This window comes from Microcoleus sp. B4-D4, from assembly GCF_036705185.1.
In the GTDB taxonomy this organism is placed as follows: Bacteria; Cyanobacteriota; Cyanobacteriia; order Cyanobacteriales; family Microcoleaceae; genus Microcoleus.
The window spans coordinates 117,011-142,856 of sequence record NZ_JAUBTX010000007.1 but is presented as its reverse complement, the minus strand read 5'-3'; the positions used below and the strand labels follow the sequence as shown (position 1 = coordinate 142,856).

Here is a 25,846-nt window from a genome sequence, read left to right as displayed (position 1 = left end):
ATATATGAGCCAGTTTACCTTCCTCCAAGCTGAATTCTCTACGATTTATAAATCCGCCAACAAAGCAGTTGATGCAGTACATCCAGACCCTCGCACCGCCTGCTTTTATGCCCGTCGAGCCTTGGAGTTAACCGTAAATTGGTTATATAAGTACGATAATTCTCTAGAACTGCCTTATCAAGATAGCCTAAGCAGTTTAATTCACGAGCCTACTTTTAAAAACTTAGTAGGTGAAGCAATCTTTAACAAAGCAAGAGTCATTATCAAACTAGGAAATCAGGCCGTACACAGTACCAGACCTATCCCTGTGAATGATGCTATAAATGCTGTACGGGAGTTGTTTCATGTTACATATTGGTTAGCACACACCTATGGACGCAGTAGCAAACCAAATGCGGGGCTTACCTTCAACTCTGACGCATTGCCCAAGACTGCACCAGTTCCTAAACAAACCATTGAACAACTTCAGAAACTAGAAACTCAACTACGCGATCGCGATGAAAAGCTCTCAACACTTCTAGCAGACAAAAATGCACTTGATGAAGAACTGAAACAACTACGGGCAGAATTGGCAGCAGTCAAGAAAGCCAGTGTCATCCAGCCAGATACCCACGATTATTCTGAAGCACAAACCCGCGATATTTTTATAGACCTTTTGTTAAAAGAAGCCGGATGGAACTTAGATCAACAACGCGATCGCGAGTTTCCAGTTACAGGGATGCCCAATTCATCAGGTCAAGGTTTTGTGGATTACGTCCTCTGGGGCGATGATGGTAAACCTTTGGCAGTCGTAGAAGCCAAGCGCACCCGAAACGACCCCCGCATCGGGCAACAACAGGCTAAGCTATATGCTGATTGCCTAGAAAACCAATTTAATCAGCGTCCAGTTATTTTCTACTCTAACGGTTACGAGCATTGGCTGTGGGATGATACTAACTACCCACCGCGACAGGTGCAAGGATTTTATAAAAAAACTGAATTACAATTACTTATACAGCGCCGAGCTACCCGTAAATCTTTAGCAGCAGGCACAATTAACCCTAGCATTGCCGAACGCTATTATCAAACTCGTGCCATCCGTCACATTACCGAAGCCTTAGAGACTGATAAAGACCGCAAAGCCCTGATAGTCATGGCGACTGGTGCAGGCAAAACCAGAACCGCGATCGCTTTGGTCGATCTGCTGATGCGTTGTAACTGGGCGAAACGGGTTCTATTTCTAGCGGATCGTGTAGCTTTGGTAAATCAGGCAATCAATGTATTTAAGAAACATCTCCCCGATGCCGCGCCAGTAAACTTAGTCACAGAAAAAGATACTGAAGGACGGGTATTTGCTTGCACCTATCCCACCATGATGGGATTAATTAATGATACCCGCGACGGTCAGCGTCGTTTTGGCGTAGGACATTTTGACCTAATTATTATTGATGAAGCTCACCGATCTGTTTTTCAGAAATACCGCACAATTTTCAACTACTTTGATTCTGTTCTGCTAGGGCTAACCGCTACACCAAAGGATGAAATTGACCGCAACACTTACGGACTTTTTGACTTAGAAAATGGCGTACCTACCGATGCTTACTCGCTTGAAGATGCCGTAAAGGATGGTTATCTAGTCCCACTTAAAGCAGTATCAGTGCCGCTTAAGTTCCAGCGACAAGGCATTAATTATGGTGAACTCTCTGAATCCGAAAGAGAAGAATGGGATGCGCTTGAATGGGATGACGAAGGTAATGCCCCTGAGCGCGTAGAAGCAGAAGCAGTCAACAAGTGGTTATTCAATAAAGATACCGTGGATAAGGTGCTAGAGCATCTGATGACGAGGGGGTTAAAGGTTGCTGGGGGCGATCGTCTCGGCAAAACCATTATTTTCGCTAAAAACCAAGATCATGCAGAATTTATTGCTGAGCGGTTCAACGCCAATTACCCACACTTTAAAGGTGAGTTTGCCCGCGTCATTACCTTCAAAACCTCCTATGCTCAAAGCCTGATTGATAACTTTTCCCAAAAAGATAAAGAACCTCATATCGCAATCTCAGTGGATATGCTCGACACTGGGATTGACGTGCCAGAGGTAGTTAATCTGGTGCTGTTCAAAATTGTTCGCTCCAAAACTAAGTTCTGGCAGATGATAGGACGAGGTACGAGGCTATGTCCTGACCTATTTGGACTAGGGCAAGATAAAGAATTTTTTTACCTGTTTGATTATTGCCAAAATTTAGAGTATTTTCAACAAAACTCAGCGACTGTTAATGCACCAATAACTAAATCATTGGGTCAGCAACTGTTTACCGCTCGATTAGAATTAATCGGAGAGTTAGATAAAAGAATACCGGAAAATCAACCCATTAATTCAACACAACTGAGCAAGCTTCAAGAGTATCAAGCTGCCTCTAAAGAACCCAAGACCGATGCAGAATTGCGCCAGGAACTAGCCAATTTGCTCAATACCGAAGTTGCGGCTATGAATCCTGAAAACTTCATAGTGCGACCTAAACAACGATTCGTAGAGAAATATGCTAATTCCGCAGCATGGGCATCGCTATCGATCGATGATTTTCTTGAACTTAGTCAAGAAATAGCTGGTTTGCCTTCCCAATTGGAAACAGAAACAGAAGAAATAAAAAGATTTGATGTTCTGATGCTGAAGTTACAATTAGCAATCCTGCGCTCTGACTCTACGTTTAAGCGTTTACAAGAACAGGTGAAGTCACTTGCAGGACTGCTAGAGGAGAAATCTGCCATTCCCTTCGTGCAAGAACAGTTATCGCTCATTCAGAATGTACAAACCGATGAGTGGTGGCAAGATGTGACATTACCCATGCTGGAGGTGTTACGCAAACGCCTGCGGGGGTTAATAAAGTTGATTGAGAAACAAAAACGCCAACCTATTTACACCGACTTTGAGGATGTAATGGGGGATGAGATAATAGTAGAGTTGCCGGGTTTTACAGCATTAGATAACTTTGAGAAGTTCCGTGCTAAAGCTAGGGCTTTTTTGCGATCGCATCAAGATCATGTGGTCATCTTTAAGCTACGAACTAACAAACAGCTCACTCCATCCGATCTATCTGAGTTAGAGAAGATATTGCTAGAAAACAAATTAGGTGTAGAGGAGGATATAGACCGTGCAAAAGAAGAATCGCACGGGTTAGGCTTGTTCGTCCGTTCCTTAGTAGGACTCGATCGGGAGGTAGCCAAACAGGAACTAGCGAGGTTTATATCTGGTAAAAATCTTAACTCCAATCAGATTGAATTTGTGAGTATGATTGTGAATCACCTAACCGAACATGGCGCAATGGATGCAGCAATCCTTTATGAATCCCCATTTACCGACATTACGCCACAGGGGCCAGACGGATTATTTACCTCGACTCAGGTAGATGAATTATTTTCTATTCTTGAAGAAGTTTCTACACGGGCTGCTGCATAACGCACAGCAGTAAAACCTGGGGCGTTACAAATAATCAGGGCTGAAGCACAATCGTGATTGCAGTGAACCCTGGCTTTGGTGCTGAGGAACGCGGGAGTGGCATTTTTCCCCCGCCCTTGGGTGTTTAAACCGAAGACAGCCAGCGTTCTTCTTGCCGGTACCGAGAAGAACCGTTGTTGCTAAAAGTAACAAAAACCGGATTTTTAGTATCCCATTCTAAAAAAGTATACGTCCAAGTTGACCCAGACCAAGTAACCTCATCTACTTCATAAATCTGTCGCGACCCTTGGGAGTTGTAGATGCCAACTCTCTGCCCTTTCTGGAATTTTGCGCTTTGTTGCATCGAACGAACTTGTCGGTTAGGTATGAAATCGGTACGTCTCTAATCGCAATTGCCGGGGAACGCTAAAAAACTATCGGCTCCAGGTCGGATTAACTGGTGCGATAGTCCAGCCGCCGACCTCCGGCATCGCTTGCGATTTATTCTGAATCCTTCAAAAACAAAGAAAATACAACAGTCTCGAAAAATTGCGCCTTTCAGATCCGTTGTATTTTATTATCTCGATGGTATCCCGATCGCAGTTGAAAGTCAATACCTCGCCGACAAAGATGCAAATCCCCTAATTCTCCGAACAGGGTTTAAGCTAGTTTGCTGAGTCCGGCTATCGCAATCTGTGCCAAATCGTTGGTCAGTCTAAGAAATCCGTTCTTGAGCCCCCAGTCATGGATCTTAGTTGGCAGTAAGAATCCGTGAGCCGAAGCATTTCTCAGAGCTTTCGCCAGTTTGTATGCCTCACACCAGGAATCTACAGATTGGGATTGAACCAGCCACCGATCGATCGCTTTCCGATCTCCTGAAGTTACTCCCAGGAATTCGGCTAATGCCCCCTCTTCCTTATCCAGCCATTTTTCAAGCTTTGGTTTACCTCTAGGCGGCTCTATTGGTTCGTAGTCGGACAGGACGCATTTTTCCAGAAATCTTTCATACATCCCCTTCTCAACCTGCCTGTTCCACTTGTCCATCATTAAAGCTTTAGATGCAAGCTCAAAACCGCTGTAGGCGATTACCAGCCTCCACTGATGTCCCCGCAGCTTATCCTTGACGCTGCGGGTTTCGCTTTGACCGATGGCAGGATTTTGCCATTCGATCGCTGCTTGAACTAAACCCTTTCCTCTAGATAAAGCTTTAATAACTCGGTCGATATGTTCTGGGCTGTTGCCATGTTGGGAATTAAAATAGGAAAGTTTTTTCTGGATGCAATCGCATTTAGCTGCATCGGTCAACCAAGATTTCTCTGGTTCCAAGACATTCCAAACATCTTTCCATGCCCCATTCAAGTCTTCCGAAACGTTCATATCACATTTTTATGTTTATCTGTACCTGGTAAGCCTCTTAGGATATCTTGAACTATTTTCATTATCCATGCCTATGTTTTTAGAAATCGTAGAATTCTGGTGTTAGTATTTCGCTCGAAGGAAGTTTGAGGGTGAATTTTCCTGATGGGGGCGATCGATGCGTTCGGCCCAACCCGTTAAGTCTGCAACCCTAAGATTGTGAAAACCTGTGACAGGGTGGGTGTACCATTAAATCTAGGCGGGGAAACTTAAATTTTTCATCTATGACTTGGAACCGCTACAGATCCATCAGGATAATCTAATTTCCCCATCTACGACTCGAAACTGCTACGGCAAGGTCAGGATATAATAAATAACTTGTTGCGCTAGCAGGTTTTTTGGGCTGGTAACTGGTTGATAAAGGAAAAAAAGCAACAGCGAAGGTTGGTAAAATGGATGAAGTCGTCAAGAAAGTAGCTGCTTTGGGTTTACCAGGTATCATCCTGGTAGTGACGATGGCTGCTACAGGTTTAACAGGAGCGGCTGCAATCACAGCAGCTCTAGCATTTCTAGGTGGCCCGGCTGGAATGCTCGGAGGCATTGCCGTACTAGGTTTGACGGGATTGATTGCAGATGCCTTAACAAAAGTAGGGTTAGAGGACTTGCTGACAGCAATTTATTGCCAAAGGCGCTTGTCCGAACCGCACGGGAAACTTTTGGAGGAGATTGAGCAATTATCCCTGTTTGATGGCGATATCAAAGAAAGGCTCAAGCAAACTGTGACAGATGGATGTGGTTGTTCAGCAGCCAGCGCTGCAAACATTTCAGATGTTACTAGGGAGGCTCGCGCCATTTTAGAAGCTGTTTCAGGAATGACACCAGCACACCACAGGGATTTTAACAGTTCCAATCCGATTATCAGACTTAGGGATGGAACAGCGGTTAGGGCTTGGAAAAACCCCCTCGGCGTTGACCACATTTTTTTAGCCGATCGTGATGGCAAAATGATTTACGGTGGCTTCGTAGGCTGGATTCACAGCGAGGGTTTGAATCAAGCTATTTCGCAGATGAGAAGCAACTTGACTTGACATATCACTCGGACAAGAATGGCGATCGCCTTTGGCTGTCAGGAAACTGAACAAAAATCAACTTAAACCAAGAAAAATCAGAATAAGTCAAGCAAAATCAACCTAAACCAAATTAAAGCGCCGATCGCCTCGTGTCGATCGCTCTGATGCCTTGCGTATTTGGCACGGTTGGCACGGCTCCCAAAATGCACACTAGACGGGATTAGACGGGGTTTTGGGGTGATTGGATGGTGAGGACTGGCACGGCTGGCACGGTGGGAGCGATCGCAGGGTGTGGCTAGCTTTTGTGTTTCAAGTGTTGAGATGTAAATGGTTGATGTTTCTAAAAAGCTGGCACTTACATAAAACCCGCCCCAGTCACAGTGCAACGGGTTTAAAGGGTTTATATTAATTGCGCGATTCTTGGATATAGCGAGAAACATTACCAATCGCGTCGATGGCGTACTGGTTTCCCAAATTAAACGCTAAGGCTCGTTTGAAATTGACTAACGCAGTTTGGTAGTCTTTCTGTTTCATTCCTGCGTATCCCAAATTCATACAGGTTTTTAAATCTGGACAAGAACCGGGTATCGCCATCACGTAAGGCTCAACAACGTTTATTCTGGTAAATGCTTGAATATCCTTTGGTTTGAGGAGTAAGGCTTGCTGGAAATAGTTGAGCGCCTGAGCAGGATTCGACTTAAGTTGCGTTTCCCCCCGACTCATGCAGTCGTTGAACGTCAGACAAACGCCTTCCGAACCTCCGCCACTGGGTGAACTCGATCCAGAACCGGAAGAACCTGACCCAGAACCCGAATTGTGACAATGGTATCCGCTTGTGCGACTGGTATGACATCCGTTGGCATCAGTGCGACCTGGAGTTGCCCAGCTACTGTCCGCGATCGAGACAGCCGATAAAGCTAAAAAAGCAGCAGCCAGGGCTTTGGATACCTTGCGATTAATTTTCATGGGGTTTCATTCTGGTTGGGTATTGTAGTCAAATAAGCCGTAGATGCAGCAGAATCGAGAGGAAGTTGCGATCGCGTTACAGGTGACGCGGTGGTTTGGCTTTGGAAATAACTGTTGGAGCGTTCCAGTATTATGTTTTTTGATGTCGGACCATAAAAACTCATAAGTTGCTGAAACTATATCAATTGTGCCTCGCCAACGATCGCGTAAGAAATTTAAGTTAGTGGCTCTATCCCTTCTAGCCGTAAGAAATCTACTCCATTGGACGCAACGGTGCAGCAAAATAAGGCTGAAAGTAGCGATCGCCTCCCCACTTTCTAAATCCGCAGAAATAGCCCTTTGCTCGTCCCAGATAATTGCGATCGCATTGTAGGCAGTATGACCCGTCAAGGTTTTAAGTTCTGTACCAGTTGTCAAATTCCACAACTTTAGCGTGTTATCCACCGCTCCAGAGATAGCTATCCGCCCCTCCGGGGTAACTGCTACTGCGATAACTTTATCAGATGATCCGTAAAGGTATTCAGTGCGATGGTGCTGGTTAAATCCCACAGCTTTAGTGTTTGGTCGGACGAGACAGAAATTGCTTTAAGTCCATCCGGCGTGATGGCAACTGCCCAGACATCGCCCGAATGGCTGCCGAGCGTTTTAAGCTCGCTAAGTGCGCGATCGACCCGACGACACCGCTCAGAAGCCTCACTTACTGCATTGCTGCATTGGTTTGGGGGATTTCTTAATGCAGTTGGGAGTCATCGATGTTTAATGAGAAAAAAGGAACGATCGCACGCCAATCCGCCCAGTGCAGAAACTCACAGGTTTGGTAGAGAAGTTGGAAAGGAACAAGCGCAGTTCCACTCCATGAAGCAATATGGAGAAGGAAATCCCTGCTTCCAATGGTGAATTGTAATGAGAGACAAGTAAATACTTTCATTCTTTCTTCAATTCAACTTATGGCAACATCTCGGCGGGTATTGATTTTTGCAGATAGCGATAACACCGTTATTGCAGCTCAAAGCTTTAATAGAAAGTTAGATTGGCTGAAAATACGCGACTATCTAGCCGACCCCTCAGAAGGCAGAGAAATCATTGAAATGGTCATCTATGTGGGGTTGCCTCCAGACAGAGAAAGATTTGAAGAACAACGAAAAACCAAAGAAAAATTTATCTATTGGGCGAGAAGCAACGGGTTTTTGGTCGTTACTAGAGAAGGCAAAGCTAAAGGGGACGAGTACGAAAGCAATGTCGATATCGTCATGGCAATGGATGCCGTTGAATTGGCTTTAGAAATGCGCCCCGATATCGTTGTCTTAGTGACCGGAGATTCTGACTTTGCCTATCTCGCAGAAAAGCTCCGAAGGCGAGGGATGCGGGTCGAAGTTGCATCCGTAGAACAATCTTTGGGAAACGAACTAAAAAATGCTGCTAATAGCACTGTTGATTTGATTGAAATATTTGATAGTTTTGAACAGCAAAATAACGGTCAGAACTATTATAGAATCGGCAACACCAATCTGTTTGATTGATTCAGTTATTTAGCTCCAATAAGTGGTGTTTAAAATGAGAGTTGCACTCACTAAAATCAATACAGACCAGCCCAGACAAACAATCAATGGCAAATTAGTGGTGGGAGAAACGGATAGGCTAGAGGACGTTAATTCCCAACTCACAGATTTAAGTCAACAGCTAGAATATTTAGGAACTGACATAATTGCTGCTGAACAGCGAGATAGAAAAGAGTACATCAATCAGTTGAAAGTGCTGAAATTGTCAGTACAACGAATGGAACAGGTTTACTGTAAATTGCTATTCGCAAGTCTGGCAACTGTAGCACTTTTAACCATTTGCTGTTTGTGGATGGGTATAACTCGTCAACCAAACTCCAACAAATCTCAACACAATAGCGCAGCAGTTGCTTTTACTTTCCTACCATAGCTCGCGCACTTGATTGAATTTACCCAGCACTAAGGAAGATATAAATGAGAGCAATTATCAATGGTAAATTAGTAGATTTGCCCGTCGGTGCAACCGTTGAAGAGCTGAGAGCCCGATTACCTGAAATTGGCAACGACGATGTGATGGAAGAAGGCTTTGGAGGAACAAAACCCTTAAAAGAGACTGATGCTCTCAAAGAAGGTTCCAAAGTTTGGACTGTTCCTAAAATTGTAAAAGGTCAGGAGAATTAATCATGGCGATTGCAATTAGTCCTGGCATCTCAGGATTTCAGCCAGCAGCGCGAATCATTGCAGAACTCAAAGTATTGGAAAAAGTAGCTAAAAATGCGGTAGTGGGATGCAAAACGATTGGCGGCATTCAATATACAGCAGTTCTAGTAAAAGGAATGCCCTTGTCTTCCCAAAAGTTTACAGTATCAAACACCGACGTACTGTTCTTGTTACCGCCCGAATACCCCAGTCTTCCCCCCATTGGCTGCTATCTAAACTACCCTTGGAACACCGTAGGACAGGGAGACCATCACTTTACCAGACAGAGTTATTACGGCGCGCCTTTTTTAAGCGAAGAAGGATGGTATTGGTACTGCGTGGGATTGGGCGGTGGGTTTAATCGAGAAAGATGGCTCAATTCTTGGCGACCTCATAACAATCCTGAAAGCGGACACAATCTCGCTACGTTGTTTGTTACCGTGCGTCATGCTGTCAATAGCGAGGATTAACTATGAGACTCAAATATGAGGATTAACTGTCATTTACGATCGCACTTTTTCCCCAACAAAAGACATGAATAATTCGCACCAATTTCCCCAAAATTCTCTTCACGTTTCTCCCGCCACCTGGAATAGTTTTCGCCAAGCTATGCTGAGTGCGCGAAAGTCTAATGAAGAGGTTATCGGTTTTTTATTCTGCCAGCGCCATCAAATTTCTAAGCGTCAAATTCGGTATTTCCCCAAAGTTTGGGTGGTGCCGGCTCCCGATTGCTACGAACATCAATCTGCTTCGGGATTAGTCCTCAAAGAAGAATTTCACCTCTACTTGCTAGAGAATTACCTGAGCCAAGGCAAATTAGATGTCGTTCACGTTCACACCCATGCAGGTCAAGAAACCCCTTGCTTTTCCGGTGTAGACGATCGGTGCGAATCAGAATACGCTCGCTTTCTCAGCTCTAATTTTCCAGAGAAACATCGGTTGATTTCGGGCGTATTTGACGAATCGATGGAACAATCGGAGTTCCGCATTTGGAATAAAAAAGGAAATTCTTTTGAGGCAGTTAATTTCTATCCATCCTGGTTTGAAATCGCACAAAAGCAAAACTGTCTGCCAGAATCAGATTTGATGTTTGCCCGCCAAAAAGTGTTTGGAGAAGTTTTTGGGCGGCAGTTGAGCGAACTCACCGTTACTTTAATTGGCTGCGGGGGAATCGGGGCCGTTTTTGCCGAACAGCTAGGGCGTTTGGGTGTCAAAAAATGGCTGTTAATTGACCCAGACCGTCTCGAAATTGTTAACCTCAACCGAATGCCGGGAGCGACGCGGCAAATGGCAGACCAACAGTGGCACAAGGTCGAATATGTCAAACAACTGATTAAAAAGATTTACGATACAGGTTCCTGCGTCAAAACCGTACCCAATTCTATTGAAGACAAAACCGCGCAACGAGAAATAGTCGCTTCCGATTTAATCGTGGTGGCTACGGACAATCACCGCTCTCGACAAGTTGCTCAAGAATTAGCCCTGAAATATATGCGGCCTCTCGTTTGCCTCGGTACTCACATCGATATCCAACCCGATGGGGTTCCTCGAATGTACTGCCGCGTTACTGTTCCCCCGCTGGGAGGTGGCTGGTGTTTGATGTGCGGCAACATCATCAACTTGCAAAGAGCTGCACTAGAATCCGCCCCCGTTGAAATTGAAAATCTTGCCTCGCAAGCAGGTTATTTGGAAGGGGTTAACGACCCGGCTGTATTTTGGTTGAACAGCATTTGTGCGAGTACGGCAGTTGGAGTTATTCAGGGAATGCTTGGCGGCTTTTTAAACGTCGAACACGGTTTGGATTGGATTTACCAATTCCCTCAGTGTCAGTGGCAGCACGCCAATACTGACTACTTGACAACCCCCGGTTGCTATTTTTGCAGTTCGGACGATCGTGATTTAGCTTAACCAACACAAAGTCAAGGAGACAGCACAATTATGTTAAGACAATCTTCCCCTAATTTCAACAACAGCGAAGAAATTTTATCAACATCCCTTGTTGCAGAATTCCTCAGCATTGAGAACTTCTGCCAAGCTTGGAAAAAAGTAGCAGCCAATCAAGGTGCTGCTGGCATTGACAAAGAAACTATTGATGATTTCCAGCAAAATTTTAATTTCAACCTCTTTCAACTGCGAGAATCTGTTGCTAACAGCACGTATCAAGCCCATCCCTGCAAACAAGTTTTAATCCCTAAAAATCAAGGCAGTTGGCGAGAACTAAAAATCCCAGCAGTCAGAGATAGAATTGTTCAACAAGCTTTATTGAATGTTCTCGCTCCCGTTTGGGAAAGTAAGTTTTCTTGCTGTAGTTTTGCCTATCGTCCTAACCTTTCTTACTTGGATGCTGTGGAAGCCGTGGCTCGCTGGCGGGACTTGGGTTATGGTTGGGTATTGGATGCAGACATCGCTCAGTATTTTGATAATATTGACCACCAGCGGTTGCTCGGGGAGGTTAGGAAGGAAATCGACAGTCCGGGTATTCTCTGTTTGATTAAATCTTGGATTGCGGTTGGATTAGTGACCCCAGACGGAGTTAGGAGAACTGAAAAAGGTATTCCTCAAGGCTCTGTAATTTCACCGATGCTTGCTAACATCTATCTGGATGAGTTCGACAAATCTTTATCGAATTCCGGTCTTCAGTTAGTCCGCTACGCCGATGATTTTGTAGTATTGGCTCGTACTAAAGAGCAGATTGTTCGCGCTTACTCTGATGTGGAACGGCTGCTCAATTGTATCGGGTTAGCGCTGCATCCTGATAAAACTCAAATTACTAATTTTGACCGAGGATTCCGCTTTTTAGGTCACGGTTTTTTGGAAACGGCTATCTTTCCTTTGGAATCGCCTAAAGCTCTAGGAAAATCAGGAGTTAAAGAGAGCAAAGCTAGTAAAAAAAAAGGCTCGCGCTCCCCATCCAAGGCAAAGAGAAAGCAGAGGTAGTGTCCATATCCCCTTCAATAGCTCCAACTTGTTTAGAAAATGTTGAATCTGAAAGAAAGCAAAAAGCTTCTAAAAATACTTGGAACAAAGACATGGCAACTCTTTATTTGATCGAGCAAGGAACAGCGGTTTATAAGGAAAATTTGCGGTTTGTGATTTGGGTTGACGATGAGCCGAGGAAGGAAATTCCGATTCGCGAGGTAGAGCGGATTTTGGTGTTTGGAAATATTCAAGTTTCGACTCAGGCTATTCATGCTTGCCTGCAAGAACAAATTTTGATATTGTTTTTGAATTTATCCGGTTACTATAAGGGTCATCTCTGGAATTGGGAATCCAGCCATCAGGGTAATGAATTGGTGCAAATTGAGAAGCGTCAAAATGCGGCGTTTCAATTTCAAGTCTCTCAAGCGATCGTGCGGGGGAAGTTGCTGAACTCTAAGCAGTTGTTGTTAAGGTTAAATCGCAAGCGCAAAGTAGCGGAGGTAGCCAGAGCGATCGCGGGTATTAGCTCGGATATCGAGGCTCTTGCTACCGTTAATAATGTGGATAGTTTGCGAGGTTATGAAGGCATTGGTGCAGCCCGATATTTTCCGGCTTTTGGCAAGCTGATTGCGAATCCTAGCTTTAGTTTTTCGCTGCGGCACCGCCAACCTCCTACCGATCCGGTCAATTCTTTACTGAGTTTTGGCTACACTCTGTTATTCAATAATGTTCTGAGCCTGATAGTGGCTGAGGGGCTATCTCCTTATTTTGCTAATTTCCACTATGGAGAAGACAAAAAGCCTTATCTCGCTTTTGACTTAATGGAGGAATTTCGCTCGCCGATTGTGGATAGTTTTGTATTAAAACTGATCAATAACTCGATTTTTAAGCTGACTGATTTTGAAAGGATTGTCAGTACGGGAGGAATTTATTTATGTTCTGGGGCGCGGCGTTTGTTTATCGAGCAGTTTGAAAGGCGGATGAACGAACAGATTTCTCATCCCGACATACAATCTCCGGTTTCTTATCGAGAAGTAATTCAATTGCAAGTGCGGCGCTACAAGCGCAGTTTGGTGCACGGAACTCCATATCAGCCTTTTCTGAGAACAGTATAGCTGTAGCTGGTTTCATGGTTGTTGTAATGTATGACATTCCTGATGACAAAAGGCGGGTGAAGCTGTCTAATTTTCTGGAGGGCTACGGGCGCAGAATTCAGTGGTCGGTTTTTGAGTGTTTTATTAGCTTGGATGAGATGCGCCAACTGCACCAGAAGGTAAAACAACTGGTGAAGCCAGAGGAGGATGATGTTCGTTTCTACTGGATATCGACTGAAGCTGCGTCGATGGTTTTAACGATCGGTAGCTCCAAGCCAGAACCGCCCCCAAAGTATTATGTAATCTAGGTTAGAGCTAATATTGATGGGTAGGTTTGGTACTGGCTGCCTGCATCGACGCACCGAACCAAAGCTTTGTTACTGAATCGGGGAGGTTTTTGTTTGGCTAGATGGAAACTGCTTGGGAGCAGCTTGAACAACCCTACTGGTTGGGTTAAATCGAATTAGTTAAACCAATTAAAAAACCACCTCAAAGGGCGGTTTTGATTTTATATCTAGTATTTTTTTATTAATTAATACCGATCGCCAAAAATTCAACAACTATCAGGAAATTACCCTCATCTCTGACGGCGCAAGCGATCGATCGCCACCAGCAAAGCCGTAGAACCGATGTAGGTAGTGCCAAAACTCCAAGCAAAGCTAATAGTACCGACAAACGCACCGTGTAAAGGAGTGGGCGGTTCTAAAACCAGAGTTGCTTCAGAGCCAGAAGAGTGTGAATCGCCGTTCAAACCCTGTGAATTCAGAGTGCTAACATCCGCAGTTGCAAACAGCAATTGTCCCAGCGCCATATAGTACAGCAAACCTTGAGCGATAAAAGCTAAAAAACGACCGCTGCGAGACATCCACTGACGGCTCCCCGCGAGATGTTTTTTATGGTCTAAATAAGCATCGCTGAGAGAAGTTCCCTCCAAAATACCCGAACCCATTAAAGCAACAGCTTCGGTTATCGGAATTTGAGTCCCCAACATCGGAACCGCAATACCCGCACCTCCACTGAGCAAATACAGCAACAAATTGCTGGAAATGTAGGTAGAAACCAAACTAGCAACATAAAATGTACCCAATACCGCCACCGCTGCGTAATTAAACAAGTCTGGCTGATTGACTGCAATTTCTTCTTTTTTATCTGTTTTCAACGTTTGGGTAGCGTTCGCTATGAAACCATCATTGAGTTCGGCCCACTCAGGTGCTAAACTCGGTTGACAGGATTGTTGTGTTGCATTTTGACCGTTGCTCAATCTTGTAGCTGCATTACCGCGAATTCTGTTGCTACCTAACATTTGATTAGCATCAGTGCCTGGTGTTTGCCGTTGACGACCATTTCTGATGGGACGTTTTCTCTGAGATTTCATATTTGTTTGAAACAAAAATGTTGATAAATTTCACACTGATTGGGATTAAGAGCCTGCTACAGGACAGAGCTGGCGATTAACTAAACTCGGCTTAAGTAGGGTGAGTTTATTAGCATAAATTTGAGGTACATAAATAGAACCCGGTTCGATCTGATTCATGACACCAGCTAAATTCTGAGGGAGAATATTCCCTGACAAACCTCGGTCAATTCCCCGAAAAGGGTGAGCAAAACCTTGATTCGTCAATCGAGCATTAAAAGGTTCAATTTTTCCCCAGCGCGATTCCCTTTCTTCTAAAACAGGTTGCAGAGTGATGCCTCTTTGCCAATCAGCAGCAGGCAACGTTACAAACAATATAACTTTTTGCTGCTGCGCGTTGTAGTGAAGGCGGTGCATGGGGGAAGCATCCAAACGCCCCGGTTGAACCTGCATTACCGTTTGCTTTTGGGCAATTGACCATTTTCCCCCGCTATCTTGTCGTACCCAAAAGAAACGGATAGAGGAATCATTGACGGGCAGCAATACTACAGCGCGACCTTGCAGAGAATTATTGAGTCGAGCCACGGGTAAATTTAGCTGTAGGGATTTGGAATTCAGTTGCGGTTGCAGGTTGTCTCCCAGATTGAAGGATTGGCAGCGAGGAGAAGTTGCAACGGTTGTCGTTGAACTCGCAGCATAGGAATGTACCGATGGTGCTGACACGAGTGTTTGACAAGCGGTTAACAAGTTGATAGAACAGAGAAGAAATATTGAATGCGGTCTGCCTTTCATCTTATTTTTTGGGAAGAGTGGGAGTGTCAGGAACTTTCAAAAGCTTGATTGATGCAAAGTTAATCGCATTGAGGAAAGGGAGATTTCCTGGAATGCGAAAAGCAGTTTTATGGAAGGAGGTAGAATACAGAGCTGTAGGGTGCGTTAAAATATAAGATGCGCGACAGCAGCACTAGACTTTTCAATGATTTTGTCCAAGCTTTTGCCGGATTAGAAGCGCACACACTAGAAAAAATAAGAAAAATAGCTTTTTGTGGAAGGCGCTTTTTCCATGCCCGGGATAAAGTAATGCTAAATCCGGGTAAACTGTTAAAGCCGGATATTAAAATCTAAAGTTCCAAAAGGTACTCTGTCCCATGAAAAAAAACTTTGACCAAGTTGCGGGTGTTTTCTTTAGCCCTGAGACATTATTTCCGTTTATCATCGGTGCAATTTTTTTAGCAGTTTTAGGTAATTCTGTCAGTCAGATTTTATCTAACATTTTTGGTGATTCGGTGGAAGCGTCTTTCCGTATTGCGCTGGGATCTGTGTTGATTTTTGGGTCGATGGTATGGGTACTTCAGAAGAAATTGGAGAAACAATTACAATCGCCTCCACTGAATCTCGACAAACAGCCGCCTGTTAAACATCGGGGATTGATTCTTTTGGTAAGCAGGCCGGAACCGTGCAAAGCTGCGATAGAGTTTCATTCTCCGGTGTTGGAACGCTGCTGGTTGATTTGTTCTCAAAGCACTCTATCCACAGCTAAGGAACTCAAACAGGAGTTGACGCAACTGCAAATTGCTGACCCGATTGTCGTGAATGACGTTTACGATCCGATTGAGTTTTTTCGAGCGGTTAAGCGTATTTATGGCAATTTGCCTCAAGGTTGGAACGGGGAAGATGTGATTTCAGATTTTACGGGAATGACGGTTTTAGGAAGTGTAGGAATGGTGTTAGCTTGTCGGTCGCTGGGAAATCAATTGCAATACACTCCGGCTGAATTTAAGGAGGGGAAACCGAGTGGGCGTTCTTTGATGCCGATCGAAATTGTTCTGAAACCGCAGTCAAATAACAGAGGGACGCAAACTAATTCATAGCAATTTATTAATGTTACCGGAAATTAGGAGACCGCGAGTGCCTTAGTCCCTACAATGTTATTTTGGATAGGGAAACGGCATTGCCGTCTCCTCATTATTCCGGTGTAAGCGGAATTGATATAAATTATTGCTGTTGACTAATTGTTAAGTTGATCAGTAATTTGGCTAAGGCTTGCACGATCGGGCGACTAGAAGCATCTTCTTCACGACTTAAGTGGTGAACGCTACCTGTCAATATGGGAGATTCGCTAGTAATTGTGTCTGCCTTTCCGTCCCAATCGCTGTAAATAATTGCAATAAAAGGCAGAGGTTTTTTCAATTCTTTTTTGCAGAACTCTTGCCAATCAGTGACATCTTGCTCAGTTCTTGCCAGCATCACGGCATGAGTTGCTTGCGACATAATAATTCGATTCTCATCGGTGGGAATTTTACCGCCCACATCAAACAGCAGCAGAGAATTCTTAATTACAGAAATATCTCGAGCTTTGGCTTGTGCGAATTTAAAAGTAAACTTAGCCTTGTATTCTTCTTTGAGCGAGTCGGCTAAGTCAGGATATTTTTGAGCAGTTTCACAGAACCAAGAACCGTCTCCATCGGGACAACCTGAAATTACATAAAAATCTTCCGGGGTCTCTGGGAGTTTCAAGATGGCTGTTTTCAAAGCTTCTCGCAATACAGTTTTTCCTGTATTCGGAGGCCCGCACAATACTACTTTTTGTGCAGGCTCTGGAATGTACTGGATATCTACTGTTTCCCCGACTTGGTAATTTTTAGTATGACTGACAGTCACGACATATTTATCAAGTCCCCTCTCTCCCAATCTGGGGTCAAAAACTGCCACGCCACCGTAAAGATGTGCAACTTTATTTGCGATCGCAAAACTTGCTAAAACTGTAGCACGTCCCTTAATTTGTAATATTTGTTTGCCCCCCGGCAGTTGTCCAGACTCGATTAAGTTTGCTAATTGTGCTGTAGCGTCCCGTACAATTCGATCGCCGTCTACCTGCACGGCATTATTGATTTTCGCAATCAAAACATCATCTTCCCAGTAAATCAAAAAAGAGGGGGAAGCATCGGGAGGAGAAGGAACTTGTTGCACTTCACCCGTAGCACTCGCAATGCGACTGCCGACAGGATACTCAGCAGCGGTGCTGATAGCGACGATGTAAGCATTTAGTCTAGTATCGGAAATGGCGATCGCCCGGTACAAATGAGCCAGATGATGAGCAATAACATAACTCACCAGCAGTGAAATACGCCCGTCAATTTTCAGCAAATCACCGCCTCGAAATTCCCCAGCAGCCTCCATCTCCCGCAAGCGCGCCGCCGCATCCCGCACGATTTCGTCGCCGTCGGCGGGAATTGGCGTCCCGTCAGCATTTTTGCCAAAGTCTACTTTGAGGATGTCTCCTTCCAAGTGTATCTGATAAGTTTTCATCGTTGTCATCTCCCTGTATCGACTGTTTCAATTTGCCACAGTTGTGGAAAGGGAGGTTTCCATGTTTGATTAATGTAGAGAAATAACACGGAATTTCGTTCTACATACGCCTCTATGTCTGACACAACCTTCGACTTTTCGCCTGCGGTAGAACTGTTACAGTTGCTAGCGCGGGGTTCTTTGAGGCAGAATTTGCCCAAAGCAGTGCGGCTGTGGGTGATTTTGCGATCGCACTACGGCGGCGAAACAGATCCGCTAAAGCTGCAACTGGGCGAAACCTTCACTTACAGCAACTGGAGTCAAAAATTCTTTACCGAAACCGACCGATATCACAAGGATTACACAATTCCCCCCAATCACGACCCGCAGTGTCCCTGCGCTCAAACAATTTCTCACTGGCTGTTCGATTCCGACTTGGGAGTTGACAAAGAAGAATGGCAGCAATCTTTTCTCAAGCTGTACCCGATGCCGGAACAGGATTTAGAACGCCTGCTGTCTGCCGGAATTATTCCTGAAACCAAGAAAGGCAGCAATCAGAAATGCCTGCCTGAAGGTCGTCTGTTTGCCGTTACCAGTAAAAATCTCCAATATGACTTTAACGCGCTGGTAGAAATGGGTTGGTTGCGAGTGCAAAAAGTGCCGCAGGGTAACAGCGCGCGGCTGAAAACTCTGTACAGTCGCGTCAAAGAACTTCCCAACCCCGCTATCTACTCCGAGACTGCTAGTTCTCATTTAGAAGGAGTCGGCGTCGGTAACGTGATTTTGAACGACCTCGCCGATTTCTTTGACGACTTCGGGCGCTCCATCAACGGCGAACAGCGATTTTTTTTAGATATTGAATATATAGTTCGCCGCCAATTATCGCAGCAAATCAATGGAATTAGAAAGGAATTGAAAGAAATTTGGCATCAAAGTCAAATTTCTCCCATAAAAATCACCTATGCCAGTGCCAGAAATTTTCAAAGACATCAAGACGAAGGAGAACAATACATTGTATATCCCGTCTGCATTTATTACTCGCACCGCGCTCCTTACTTATTCGCCTTCGGTCAAAATCCCGGAGATGAATCAAAAATAGATTGGTATGATTATCGCCTAGATCGAATTCAAAGCTTGCAAAAGTTAAAATGGGATGAAGTCGATATTGCAGGTTTCTCTCCGAAAACCTGCCAGTCCAAAACGCCGAAACAAATAGAACAATTTAGAGCAGAGGCTTGGGGTTTTGATTTCTACAAACCGCACGAAGTCCTGCTGATAAGGTTCGAGCGCTATTTTCACTCGCGCTACATAGAAGGAACGGAAAGAGAGGAAATATTCAAACAAATTCCTTACAAACTAGCACAAAGTCTCATCAATAATAGCAATAGCCAAGCTGAGGAAAAACAAGTAATTTTAGCGGCTTTTAAGGCTCGTTCCCCGTCAGATATTTACTGCCGGGTTAATTACCGCGTCGGCGATTACAATGCAATCATGCGCTTGAGAGCTTGGGGCCCTGAAGTAGAAGTATTCCTGCCGGGGCATTTGCGAAAAATCATGGCTGACGATATCGAAACAACTCGAAGTTTCTACCGCAAGTAACTTAAATGCACATCTATTACATCAAATCAAAATGACTGAAAAATCAAAACTTTCAACGCGCTTTGAACAAGCTTTAGTCTACGCAACTCAACTCCACGCCAACCAAGTCAGAAAAGGGGGCGACATTCCCTACGTAAGTCACCTGTTGAGCGTAGCAGCCTTAGTATTGGAAGATGGCGGCGATGAAGATGAAGCAATTGCAGGACTTTTACACGATGCTGTCGAAGATAGCGGCAGCGCCGAAATTCGGGAAGCTATTCTGGTACAATTTGGAGAACGGGTTGCCAGCATAGTTGACGGGTGCACGGAATCTTGTACGATACCAAAACCGCCTTGGCGCGATCGCAAATTGCGGTATATCGAGCAAATGCGCCGCGCTTCTCCATCTGTGCTGCGGGTGTCGATGGCGGACAAACTGCACAATGCGCGATCGATTTTAGCCGATCGCGATCGAGAAGGCGAAGCAGTTTGGGATAAATTTAAGGGTGGAAAAGCAGGCACTTTGTGGTTTTACCGCAGTTTGCTGGAAATTTATCAACAGGGGGGTTATAACTTCTTGGTATCCGAAATCGAGCGCACAGTCGAGCGATTGGAAAGCTTGAAATAGTTATGATTCAGCTTGGATAGCACTAGGGAAGACCCCCTTTCCAGGTGTATGGCAAAATTCAGACAAACAAATAAGAGTCTCGATAAGAATGTCTAACCTAGTTCGTTCGAGTTTACATTATCCAGTTGCTATCATCCAAACCGTAAAAGAGATAGCAGCCATCGCCCTGGCCAATCCTAGAGAAACTGCGATCGAAACCTCTTGGACAGCGATGGCGGGTTTTCTGGCAGGAATTGCTCCTTTATTGTTTCCTGATTACAATTTAATTATTTTTAGCGTGGTGATAGCTATTTTTTTGATAGGAATAGCCGTGGAAGCCAGGAAGTACAAAATCTACACCGAAGATGCGCTACCCATTCCGGTAGTTATCAACATTGCTAATCCAGCCAATTCCCTCGATGCCCTCAATTCTTTATTTAACCTGATTCAATCGCAGACTCAATATAGCAATTACCGCAATAATATCAATAAATACTTGAGCATTACCGAAAGCGATTTAGTGTACAAATATGACGGAGATATTTTCGATACCGATCGACTCAAAGATTTCTTGAAAATTACCAAGCACGACTTAGAACGACTCAAACGCAAAACACCGCAAAATTCCATTTTCTACTTAGTTTATATTGGGCCAATCAGTACCTCTTTTTTGATTGGTTCTATGTTAGCTAGAGAAGGAATGCAGCTATTTCAAAGAATTCAGGATAACAACAGCTATAAGTGCGTGATGGAGGTCAAGGATCGGGAATTAAAAGAAGATACGCCGAAGTTTGAAAAATTTGATGTTACTTATCAATGCAGCGAACCTCGCCAGCCGAATGTCACAATTGCGATCGATGCAGCGGGGCATAAAGTCAAACTTAGCGACCCTAATATTACCAATTATGGAGACTTGATTATTTTGCAAAACAAAACAGGCAATACGATCGGCTACGAAGAAGATTGGACTCAATACTGCCGAGAAATCTTCAAAGTGTTGAATCAAGTCCAGCAAGAGTACAAGGAAATTAAGTTAGTTTACTCGATGCCAGTAAGTTTGGCGATTGCGGTGGGGATGACGACTCAACATTTTTGGAGTATTCTGTTGACGAATTACGATGGCAAAACGGGAGGCTACAAAGATTTAATCAAAATGAATGAAGTTATTTATCACAATTAAATTACTGGAAAAAATATTAACATGAATCAAGAACGCTACGTTGCTCTTACCTTTATCCCCGTTCAGGGATTTATCGAATTAATTTATCTCTAATTTAGAACGTCATAGCTACCTCTTCCACTTCCCCATTAGCTTTCAAAGAACGCCGCGCCAATTTGACATAGGTTTTGACAGTTTCGTAGGGCATTTCTAAGTCGATGGCGATCGCGCTTAGTGACTCTCCGATTTCCCGTCTTGCGAGAATTGTAGCCCAAGTTTCCGCAATCTCTTGGGCGCGAGTTCCACCTGTGCGCCGTCGCTTTGCCATGAATGCCTCGGTCAATTCTGCAATTCGAGATGCTAATAAATTTTGCCTTGGGGAAACTGGCAAAATGTCACTCAGGAGCCAACCTATTCTAGTTTGCCCTAAGCCAAAGGTGGTTTTGTGACCAGTTCCGCAGTAAGGGGCTAGTTGTGCTAAAGCATAGAAGTATTGCCCGAAATCAGAATTTTCATTTACTTTTTTGGATAATCCTAATTCTATGGCTCCTGTAAATCCTGTAACAGAGCCTTTTTTGCCGGCGATGACTTTGGCGGACTCTAATTTGTGGCGGTGAATAATGACTGTTTCTTCAATCCAATTTAAAAATTGATCTTGAGGAATTTTGATTTCTGAAAAATCGTTCCACCGACGCAGGTAGCTATGAAAAAGATTTTTGGGAACGGGTAAGGGAAAGTGATGTTGCTTGCTGCGAAAACTGGTTGGGGTGAGAAAGGTTAATTGAATTGTGGAGGTGCGAGAGAGTAAGGTAGTTAGCAATTGTTTATAGGTAGTAGAAGGTAAAGCTACCTGACAAGAAATGATGCGTAAGGGAGCATTTCGTATGTCTACAACGGCGGGCAGGTTTTGCAACCATTTACTCGCCCATTGAGCAACTGGTTGGGAAAGGATATTAATATACCAGCTATAGGTTTTGTCAGCTTGCAGTTGTAGGTCTTTTCCAACAGCCAGCAATTCTCCTTCTAATCCTGAAATAGTAAAGGCTTTTTCTGATTGCTCGTCATGGAGAGAGCGGGATAATTCAGGGTTAGTTTGTTGAACTTGAGCGAGAAACCAGGCGTGTAAGCCAATGGTGTACTCAGCGTAAAGGTAGTCATTGCTGTACGGGGCTAGTTCAATGACTAGCCCGACTAATTCTGTCTCCGCAGGCCAAGTGAGAGCAGCGGAAGGAGGGTTTTGAGATGGTTGGCGCTTTTTTTGGGTGGGTAGTCTTGCCATAGAGCAATTTTACAGCATACCTACGATGCTCAGGGCTAGGGGCTAGGGAAGAAGGGAATTAGAAAACATGAAAGGATCCTCTTGAATTTGAATGGAACGATGCTCAGGGCTAGGAGCTAGGGAAGAAGGGAATAGTATCAATGGTTTCAGTAATTCAGATCGTAGGCCTTGACAAAGGCTTTTTCCTTTCTGTATGCTAAGGCCTACAGTCTAAAAAATTAACGATTTCACTTCGGAACCTTGAAAATTACATAGTTTTGGTCGCTCGCTTGAGGTTTATTTCCTGACCTCAAGGCAAAAACCGCACTGCTTCCCGCAATCGCTGAAAGCCTCATTCTTGCGTTAACAAACCAGAATCGACGCACCTCCCGCGATCGCTAAAAGCCTTATTTTTTGGTGGAGGTGCGTCGATTGCTCTCCCAGTAAGAGTTTTAGGTTTTTCCCAGGTAAGCTTATTGAAGATGCCCCCCCTTTATTGACAGGTAAATTTTACTGCGTCGATTTGGCGGCTGAAACGCTTTCTGGATAAGGTGTTGTAGCAGAACTCTTTGGTTAATCACTTCCCCGCAAGGGGACGGAAACAAGAGATAAACTATTTGCCTTAACTTTGCTTGGAGCAAAAACTTTGGTTAATCACTTCCCCGCAAGGGGACGGAAACTAATGTTGGCTTTACAAGCCTTATTAGAGATTTCCCTTTGGTTAATCACTTCCCCGCAAGGGGACGGAAACATTTTCATTGTGAGACACTAGTAAGTGCTTTTCTGCTTTGGTTAATCACTTCCCCGCAAGGGGACGGAAACGATTAGATACGATATGCTGACATCTTTATCAGCCTGGCTTTGGTTAATCACTTCCCCGCAAGGGGACGGAAACTTGATTACGAGCCTCCCGGCTCAGTCAATGGCTAAAACTTTGGTTAATCACTTCCCCGCAAGGGGACGGAAACATTCCAGTCGCACCGTTTAAAGCTTGTGTGTAACCAGAACCGCTTTGGTTAATCACTTCCCCGCAAGGGGACGGAAACACCAGATCACCTGGCTGAAATGTAATTATATCTTTGGTTAATCACTTCCCCGCAAGGGGACGGAAACTCTCATTACGTTAGAGCCACACCAGTTCCAACCTTTTCCTTTGGTTAATCACTTCCCCGCAAGGGGACGGAAACTTCAGTATCACAGTGTTCGGAAATAATTTGCCAGTTGCTTTGGTTAATCACTTCCCCGCAAGGGGACGGAAACATTTCAATGCTCATTTTTTCTCTCAACAAAATTTACCTCTTTGGTTAATCACTTCCCCGCAAGGGGACGGAAACATTTTGAGAAATGGCTTTTGAAACAATAATTTCTGACTTTGGTTAATCACTTCCCCGCAAGGGGACGGAAACGATGTACCTTCTTGTACGTCAGAGCGTACACCACCAGCTTTGGTTAATCACTTCCCCGCAAGGGGACGGAAACGTGGTTTGTATTGTAACCGTAACTCCGGAAAAACCTGACTTTGGTTAATCACTTCCCCGCAAGGGGACGGAAACAACCGGAGTGAAGCTAACTTGAATAGGTTGCAAAACCAACTTTGGTTAATCACTTCCCCGCAAGGGGACGGAAACTTGAGCTCATTATCAACTAAGCTATCGGTGACTGAAATAATTTGTTATATCAATTTAGCCCATCAGTAAGCGATTAGGAGTATCATAACTATCAGTAATTACTTTGGCTCTCGCTTGAGCGAGTACCCGAGACAATGCAGAGTAAAGTGCCCAATTTTTAAGGACACAGCAAAATGTACTTAGTCCTCATAGAAACTTCTGGAAATCAAAACTACATTTTTTCGACCAACCGATTGCGAGAAAATGTAGGTGCTTCCGAGTTAACTTGCCGCGCCGGAACACAGTGGGTACTAGAAGCAGTTAAAGAAGTCGGTGGTACTGACCTTTGGAATTCCCACAGCCAGCAGTTTGACAACCAGCAGTTGCGAAATAACCTGCTAAACCAACCTGAACTTGAAAATACCAATGAAAAGGTAAAAGTTGAAGTCATCATCGCCACATCAGGGAAAGCACTGCTGTTGACAAAAAACAAGGACATTGCTAAAGAGATTATTAAAAAAGTAACAACTAGAGCGTTGAAAGAAGCCCCGGGTTTAGATATTTGCGGCGTGTATGAAAAATTTAATTGGGATACGCAACTATTAAGTGATATTAACAAACAACTCCATAAAAAATTTGAGGGAGTGCGATCGCGTCGTCCGGGGCAAAACACGCGCTTTATGAGGCTACCTGTCGTTGACGATTGCAATAGCAGCGGACTACCAGCTTCTCAACTGGGGCAAGTAGGGGATCGCTTAGTTCCCCTATCACTCACCAGCCTAAACAAAAGAGATCCACATTTATCCCAAGAGTCCTTTAAAAGAGTAGAAACTATTTTACAGATCGGGGAACAGAACCCTATTAATTTATCTTTTAACCTGGAAAAATTAGAGGATAAATTTAAGGAAATAGAGTGGTTAGCAGTTATTCACGCAGACGGCAACGGTTTAGGAGAAATTATCCTCAATTTTCACGATCAACTAGAAAAAAATAGCACAATTCCTAACAAAAATCGAGAGTACATCACCAAGTTCCGCCAATTTTCTATAGCTCTCGATCTCTGCACCGAACAAGCTTTCAGAACAGCACTGAAAAACACATTTATTACAGAAGAAATTAAGGAAAAAAATCAGAAAGTTTTATTACCCATTATACCCTTAGTTTTAGGAGGTGACGATTTAACTGTCATTTGTGAAGGCAAGAAAGCGCTCCAGTTTACCTATGAATTTCTCAAAGCCTTTGAGGAGGAAACCAAGTCTGAAGAAATTCAAGCAGGAATCATCCCCCAAATAGCAAAAAAAGCTTTAGGTTGCCCGCGCCTGTCAGCTTGTGCCGGCATTGCCATCATCAAACCCCACTTTCCTTTTTCAGCAGCCTATCAGTTAGCAGAAGAGTTGATGCAATCCGCTAAACAAATTAAGAAAAAACTGCAAAGGAGAGATAAAAAAACGCCTTGGCCTTGTTCCGCGATCGATTTTCATATCCTCTATGATACCAGCGGCGTAGACCTTAAATTAATTCGCGACAAATTGACGTGCGACCGCAATCAAAACAGCGAAACAAGGCTGCACGCGCGACCCTATATTATCACTGAACTAGAATCAGAACAACATGAACTGGACAATCCAGAGTCAAGTTTAGAGTGGGCACAAAAACACTCCTGGGAAAAATTGCAGAAGCGAGTGCAAGCTTTAAATGCAGAAGAAGATGGAAAGCGCCTATTGCCAAATACTAAAATTCACGACTTGCGCTCCGGCTTATTTTTAGGTAAAGAGAAAGCCGATGCGCGGTTACAATTGATCTGCGATCGCTATGAAAGTGCAGGATTAAACATTGCTACAGAGTTACTAGCCAACGATCTGCCTCCGTCTTTATTTTGGTCAGAAACCGAATTAAAAGACAACCAAGAAAAAACAATTCAAGTGACAGGCTTCCTCGATGCGTTAGACGCTGTTGATTTTTTAAAAAAGTAAGGAGAAT

General features: G+C 44.1%; 24 protein-coding genes and 1 CRISPR repeat array. Of the genes, 16 read left to right on the top strand and 8 right to left on the bottom strand.

The features are described from left to right. Positions 1-4: 4 nt before the first annotated feature. Positions 5-3,433 carry a DEAD/DEAH box helicase family protein gene (locus QUB13_RS08840; protein ID WP_333380123.1) on the top strand — a complete coding sequence of 1,143 codons (3,429 nt, stop codon included), beginning with the start codon at positions 5-7 and terminating at the stop codon, positions 3,431-3,433. Between the two features lie 124 nt (positions 3,434-3,557). On the opposite strand, the gene QUB13_RS08835 is transcribed toward QUB13_RS08840, so the two are convergent. Then, positions 3,558-3,776: a hypothetical protein gene (locus QUB13_RS08835; RefSeq protein WP_333380122.1), complete on the bottom strand. Its 219-nt coding sequence runs from the start codon at positions 3,774-3,776 to the stop codon at positions 3,558-3,560. Positions 3,777-4,072: 296 nt separating this feature from the next. Next, positions 4,073-4,789 (bottom strand): hypothetical protein, encoded by a 717-nt coding sequence (locus QUB13_RS08830; protein WP_333380121.1) that lies wholly within the window; start codon positions 4,787-4,789, stop codon positions 4,073-4,075. A 431-nt stretch (positions 4,790-5,220) separates the two neighbouring features. On the opposite strand from QUB13_RS08830, the gene QUB13_RS08825 reads away from it, so the two are divergent. After that, on the top strand, positions 5,221-5,856 hold the full coding sequence (locus QUB13_RS08825) for a hypothetical protein (RefSeq protein ID WP_333380120.1): 636 nt from the start codon (positions 5,221-5,223) through the stop codon (positions 5,854-5,856). 387 nt (positions 5,857-6,243) lie between these two features. Here the strand turns inward: QUB13_RS08825 and QUB13_RS08820 are convergent, their stop codons facing one another. Beyond that, positions 6,244-6,804 carry a YHYH domain-containing protein gene (locus QUB13_RS08820; RefSeq protein ID WP_333380118.1) on the bottom strand — a complete coding sequence of 187 codons (561 nt, stop codon included), beginning with the start codon at positions 6,802-6,804 and terminating at the stop codon, positions 6,244-6,246. 6 nt (positions 6,805-6,810) lie between these two features. Then, a complete protein-coding gene (locus QUB13_RS08815; protein ID WP_333380116.1) occupies positions 6,811-7,353 on the bottom strand; it encodes a WD40 repeat domain-containing protein in 543 nt (180 codons plus the stop codon). Between the two features lie 398 nt (positions 7,354-7,751). On the opposite strand from QUB13_RS08815, the gene QUB13_RS08805 reads away from it, so the two are divergent. The 8 genes from QUB13_RS08805 (at position 7,752) to cas2 (ending at position 13,323) form a co-directional block, all read left to right on the top strand. Then, positions 7,752-8,324 (top strand): LabA-like NYN domain-containing protein, encoded by a 573-nt coding sequence (locus QUB13_RS08805; protein WP_333380113.1) that lies wholly within the window; start codon positions 7,752-7,754, stop codon positions 8,322-8,324. A 34-nt stretch (positions 8,325-8,358) separates the two neighbouring features. Continuing rightward, positions 8,359-8,733, top strand: a complete 375-nt coding sequence (locus QUB13_RS08800; protein WP_333380111.1) for a hypothetical protein — start codon at positions 8,359-8,361, stop codon at positions 8,731-8,733. Between the two features lie 44 nt (positions 8,734-8,777). Further along, positions 8,778-8,984 (top strand): hypothetical protein, encoded by a 207-nt coding sequence (locus QUB13_RS08795; protein WP_333380110.1) that lies wholly within the window; start codon positions 8,778-8,780, stop codon positions 8,982-8,984. A gap of 2 nt (positions 8,985-8,986) precedes the next feature. Then, the gene (locus QUB13_RS08790; protein WP_333380109.1) at positions 8,987-9,472 is read left to right on the top strand and encodes an E2/UBC family protein; all 486 of its coding nucleotides are present in this window, start codon (positions 8,987-8,989) and stop codon (positions 9,470-9,472) included. A gap of 64 nt (positions 9,473-9,536) precedes the next feature. After that, a complete protein-coding gene (locus QUB13_RS08785) occupies positions 9,537-10,910 on the top strand; it encodes a HesA/MoeB/ThiF family protein (RefSeq protein ID WP_333380107.1) in 1,374 nt (457 codons plus the stop codon). Positions 10,911-10,940: 30 nt separating this feature from the next. Continuing rightward, positions 10,941-11,939 carry a group II intron reverse transcriptase/maturase gene (ltrA, locus tag QUB13_RS08780; RefSeq protein ID WP_333380105.1) on the top strand — a complete coding sequence of 333 codons (999 nt, stop codon included), beginning with the start codon at positions 10,941-10,943 and terminating at the stop codon, positions 11,937-11,939. Then, positions 11,939-13,036 carry a CRISPR-associated endonuclease Cas1 gene (gene cas1 / locus QUB13_RS08775; RefSeq protein ID WP_333380104.1) on the top strand — a complete coding sequence of 366 codons (1,098 nt, stop codon included), beginning with the start codon at positions 11,939-11,941 and terminating at the stop codon, positions 13,034-13,036. Before ltrA ends, cas1 begins: the two co-directional genes overlap by 1 nt. Before the next feature lie 14 nt (positions 13,037-13,050). Further along, complete coding sequence (gene cas2, locus QUB13_RS08770; protein ID WP_333380103.1) at positions 13,051-13,323, top strand: CRISPR-associated endonuclease Cas2; 273 nt, start codon at positions 13,051-13,053, stop codon at positions 13,321-13,323. A 269-nt stretch (positions 13,324-13,592) separates the two neighbouring features. On the opposite strand, the gene QUB13_RS08765 is transcribed toward cas2, so the two are convergent. After that, complete coding sequence (locus QUB13_RS08765) at positions 13,593-14,390, bottom strand: hypothetical protein (RefSeq protein ID WP_333380102.1); 798 nt, start codon at positions 14,388-14,390, stop codon at positions 13,593-13,595. A 45-nt stretch (positions 14,391-14,435) separates the two neighbouring features. Continuing rightward, on the bottom strand, positions 14,436-15,092 hold the full coding sequence (locus tag QUB13_RS08760) for a hypothetical protein (RefSeq protein ID WP_333380100.1): 657 nt from the start codon (positions 15,090-15,092) through the stop codon (positions 14,436-14,438). Between the two features lie 225 nt (positions 15,093-15,317). Here QUB13_RS08760 and QUB13_RS08755 point away from each other — a divergent pair, with 225 nt between their 5' ends. Both QUB13_RS08755 and QUB13_RS08750 read left to right on the top strand, forming a co-directional pair. Next, complete coding sequence (locus tag QUB13_RS08755; RefSeq protein ID WP_333380098.1) at positions 15,318-15,494, top strand: hypothetical protein; 177 nt, start codon at positions 15,318-15,320, stop codon at positions 15,492-15,494. 23 nt (positions 15,495-15,517) lie between these two features. Beyond that, positions 15,518-16,240, top strand: a complete 723-nt coding sequence (locus tag QUB13_RS08750) for a hypothetical protein (protein WP_333380097.1) — start codon at positions 15,518-15,520, stop codon at positions 16,238-16,240. A 124-nt stretch (positions 16,241-16,364) separates the two neighbouring features. Here the strand turns inward: QUB13_RS08750 and QUB13_RS08745 are convergent, their stop codons facing one another. Next, complete coding sequence (locus QUB13_RS08745) at positions 16,365-17,678, bottom strand: hypothetical protein (protein ID WP_333380096.1); 1,314 nt, start codon at positions 17,676-17,678, stop codon at positions 16,365-16,367. 114 nt (positions 17,679-17,792) lie between these two features. Between QUB13_RS08745 and QUB13_RS08740 the strand changes: the two genes are divergently transcribed. The 3 genes from QUB13_RS08740 (at position 17,793) to QUB13_RS08730 (ending at position 21,022) form a co-directional block, all read left to right on the top strand. After that, positions 17,793-19,256: a TIGR03985 family CRISPR-associated protein gene (locus tag QUB13_RS08740; RefSeq protein WP_333380095.1), complete on the top strand. Its 1,464-nt coding sequence runs from the start codon at positions 17,793-17,795 to the stop codon at positions 19,254-19,256. Between the two features lie 31 nt (positions 19,257-19,287). Beyond that, positions 19,288-19,863, top strand: a complete 576-nt coding sequence (locus QUB13_RS08735; RefSeq protein ID WP_333380094.1) for an HD domain-containing protein — start codon at positions 19,288-19,290, stop codon at positions 19,861-19,863. An 88-nt stretch (positions 19,864-19,951) separates the two neighbouring features. Continuing rightward, positions 19,952-21,022: an SAVED domain-containing protein gene (locus QUB13_RS08730; RefSeq protein WP_333380093.1), complete on the top strand. Its 1,071-nt coding sequence runs from the start codon at positions 19,952-19,954 to the stop codon at positions 21,020-21,022. A 94-nt stretch (positions 21,023-21,116) separates the two neighbouring features. On the opposite strand, the gene cas6 is transcribed toward QUB13_RS08730, so the two are convergent. Beyond that, entirely contained in the window at positions 21,117-22,280 is a 1,164-nt protein-coding gene (gene cas6, locus QUB13_RS08725; RefSeq protein ID WP_333380092.1) for a CRISPR-associated endoribonuclease Cas6, read from the bottom strand. Between the two features lie 546 nt (positions 22,281-22,826). Further along, positions 22,827-23,887: a CRISPR direct-repeat array (repeat unit 36 nt; unit sequence CTTTGGTTAATCACTTCCCCGCAAGGGGACGGAAAC). 173 nt (positions 23,888-24,060) lie between these two features. Between cas6 and QUB13_RS08720 the strand changes: the two genes are divergently transcribed. Continuing rightward, positions 24,061-25,839, top strand: a complete 1,779-nt coding sequence (locus tag QUB13_RS08720) for a Cas10/Cmr2 second palm domain-containing protein (protein WP_333380091.1) — start codon at positions 24,061-24,063, stop codon at positions 25,837-25,839. Positions 25,840-25,846 lie beyond the last annotated feature (7 nt).